Genomic DNA, 3,248 nt, shown 5'->3' on the forward strand with positions numbered 1-3,248 from the left:
GCCGCTCGGCCGCGGCGGGCCGACGCGGGTCGACCACTCCGGTCCAGCTGCCGGCCGGGGTGCCTCCCCCGGTGAACTCGTCGAGTCGGTCGCACAGTTCGGGCAGGTCGTGGAAGAGCACGGCCAGCCGGTGGGCCATCGCCTCCCGGCCCGTCTGGAGGGTCCAGGCGATCTGTGCGGGGGTCGCTGCGGTGTCCTCGGCACGCAGGTGGCCGGCGAGGCGCCGGGCCTGCGCGGCCAGCCGGCCGGCGTCGCGCGCGGAGAGCACCGCCAGCTGGGGACCGGCCGGGGCGGCCCCGGAACGGGCGCCGTCTCCGTCGCCGATGTACTCCTGCAGGATGATGTGGGCGTTCGTGCCGCCCGCACCGAAGGAACTCACGCCCGCCGTCCTCGGACGTACCCCGCCGTCCGCCAGGACGCGGCGTGGCCAGGGCGCCCGCTCGCGCTGGACCTCGAACGGGGTCGCCGTGAAGTCGATGTTCGGATTGAGGCGGTCCGCGTGCAGGGACGGCACCAGCTCTCCGTGCCGCATCTGGAGCAGCACTTTGGTGATCGCGGCGATACCGGCGGCCGACTCGGCGTGCCCGATGTTGGACTTGACCGAGCCGATGGGCAGCCGCTCGGGCGGCTCGTCGCCGAAGGCGCGCAGCATGCCGGTGATCTCCACCGGGTCGCCGAGCGCGGTGCCGGTGCCGTGCGCCTCCAGGTAGTCGAGGTCGGCGGGCACGAGCCCGGCCCGGTCCAGCGCCGTGCGCACGAGGTCGCCCTGGGCCTTCGGGTTGGGGACGCTGTAACCGGCTCCCGCACCGCCGTGGTTGACGGCGGACGCCTTGACCACGGCGAGGATCCGGTCACCGTCGGCGAGGGCCGCGTCCAGGCGCTTGAGCAGGACGGCACCCGACCCCTCGGCGGGTACGTACCCGGTGCCGCCCTCGCCGAAGCTGCGGCAGCGCCCGTCCTCGGCGAGGAAGCCGCGCTGGGCGAGCTGGAGGAACTTCACCGGGTGGCTGGAGATGTTCACCCCTCCGGCCACCGCGACGTCGCAGTCGCCGTTGCGGATGGCGAGGCAGGCCTGGTGGATGGTGACCAGCGACGAGGAGCACATGGTGTCCAGGGCGACGCTGGGGCCGGTGAAGTCGAAGAAGTACGACACCCGGTTGGCCACCGAGGCGTACGACGAGGAGGGTGCGAAACCCTCGCCGCGCAGCGCCTCCTGGGCACCGTACAGCTGGTAGTGGCCGTACATCATGCCGACGAACACGCCGGTGCGGGCGCCGCGCAACTGCCCGCGGGTGTATCCGGCGTCCTCCAGCAGATGCCAGACCGTCTCCAGGAACACCCGTTCCTGCGGGTCGGTGTGCTCGGCCTCGATCTGCGACATCCGGAAGAAGAGGGGGTCGAAGCGGTCGGCGCCGGGTACGAAGCCGCCCCACTTGCCGTACGTCTTTCCCGTCGCGGACCTGTCCGGCTCGTAGAACCGGGTGTGGTCCCAGCGGTCCGCGGGGACCTCCTCGACGCTGTCCCGGCCGGCGCGCAGGTTGTGCCAGTACTCGGTGACGTCACCGGCCTGGGGGTAGCGTCCCGCGACGCCGATGACGGCGATGTCGGCGTCCTGCGCGGCGGGCGCGGCCGACTCGGCGGGCCCGGCCGGAAGCACGGTCGCCACCGGCGCGGGAGTGTCGGGGGTGGTGGCCGGGAACGCGCCGGGGTGGGCCCCGGCCAGGTGGCCGGCGAGGTCGCGCACGGTGACGTACTCGAAGAGCAGGGTCTTCGACAGCGGTCCGACGTGTTCCTCCAGGCGGCGGATGAGGCTCATGGTGATGAGCGAGTCCACGCCGTACCGGTCGAAGGGTTCGGAGAGGGCGATCTCCGCCTCGGGCAGCTTCAGCTCCTCGGCGAGCAGCCGCAGGACCAGTTCCTCGGCGCGTTCGTGCGCTCCGGGCGCGGCGGTGGCGGACTCGTCCTTGTACGGCTCGGTGTCTCCGAGGGCCCGAAGGACGCGGTCGGGGTCGCCGGCGGCCAGGAGGAGGCGCGGTGCGGTGTGGGCCAAGGCGCGGTCCAGGGTCTGGAGGGCGGGAGCCGTGCGCAGCGGGCGCATGCCGAGCACACGCTCCATGGCTGCCTCGGCGTCGGTGTCGACGCGCATCCCGCCGTCGGCCCAGACCGGCCAGGCGGCCGCGAGGGTGCGGCCAGGCGGCCGCGAGGGTGCGGCCGTGCCGGGTGCCTTGCCGGCGGCGCCCCTCGCGCTCCTCGGCGAAGTGGTCGAGGAAGGCGTTGGCGAAGGCGTAGTCGCTCTGGCCGACGTTGCCGAAGGCGGCGGCCGCGGAGGAGAACGCGACGAAGTAGTCCAGCGGTTCGTCCGCCGTCGCCTCGTCGAGCAACAGGGTGCCGTGCACCTTGGCGGCGAGGACGGCGTCCGCGTCCGCCCGCCGCTTGGCACGTATGAGCCCGTCCCGGAGGACGCCGGCCGCGTGCACGACGCCGCTGACCGAGCCGTGCGCCCGGCGGGCCTCGGCCACCAGGCCGTGCACGGCGGCCGGGTCGGTGACGTCGGCGAGCACCACCCGGGCCCCGAGTGCCTCGGCACGGGCCCGGGTCTCCGGCCCGGGCGCGGTGCGCGCGGCGAGCACGATGCTGTCTCTTATACACATGTATAAGAGACAGGGTGAGGCCCGCGGCCCGCCGTGCGGCGGCGATGTGTTCGGCGACGAGGAGGCCCAGAGCGCCGGTGCCGCCGGTGACGATGTGCGCGCCGGCACCGGTGAACACCGCGCCCTGCGCGGGCGGGAGGCTCACGTGCCGCCAGGCGCGGCGGGTGCGGCCCTCCGCGCCGGCACGCACCTCGGGGCCGCCGTCCGCGCCGAGTTCGGCGACGACGGCCTCGGCGAGCGGGTGCCCCGGGGCGAGGGCCAGGACGCCGAGGGCGACCGACGGCTGCTCCAGGCGCACAGTGCGGGCGAAGGCGGCCATCGCCGGCTGGGCGGGCGACGGAGCGGGCTCGGTGTGGACGTACAGATAGCGCAGCGCGTCGCGACGCTCGCGCTGCCAGGCCCGCAGGAGGGCCAGAGCCGCGTGGAAGCCGTGCTCCACGGCGTCCGGGGCGGTGCGGTCGCGTCCGGCCAGGTGAATGACGTGGACGGGCCCGGCCCCGGCGGCGCGCACGGCGGACTCGGGGTCGAAAGCGCCGCCGAGCGTGATGCGTCGGACCTCGGCGCCCGTCGCCGTGAGGGCGGCTGCCACGTCGGTGG

At 74.7% G+C, this 3,248-nt stretch carries 2 protein-coding genes and 1 pseudogene; 1 reads left to right on the forward strand and 2 read right to left on the reverse strand.

Features of this window, described 5'->3' with window-relative positions; translation table 11 throughout:
• Positions 1 to 2,146: type I polyketide synthase (locus IH13_RS39460; protein ID WP_234433515.1), on the reverse strand; the 2,146-nt coding region annotated here is incomplete at its 3' end.
• A 139-nt stretch (positions 2,147 to 2,285) separates the two neighbouring features.
• Positions 2,286 to 2,651 (reverse strand): annotated as a pseudogene (locus IH13_RS45435) (ketoreductase domain-containing protein); the annotation flags it as partial.
• On the opposite strand from IH13_RS45435, the gene IH13_RS45440 reads away from it, so the two are divergent.
• A partial coding sequence (locus IH13_RS45440) for a hypothetical protein (RefSeq protein ID WP_234433516.1) occupies positions 2,650 to 3,248 on the forward strand: 599 nt, incomplete at its 3' end. The pseudogene IH13_RS45435 and the gene IH13_RS45440 sit on opposite strands and share 2 nt — an antisense overlap.

This window comes from Streptomyces sp. NRRL WC-3549 (genome assembly GCF_000721935.1).
Lineage (GTDB): Bacteria > Actinomycetota > Actinomycetes > Streptomycetales > Streptomycetaceae > Streptomyces.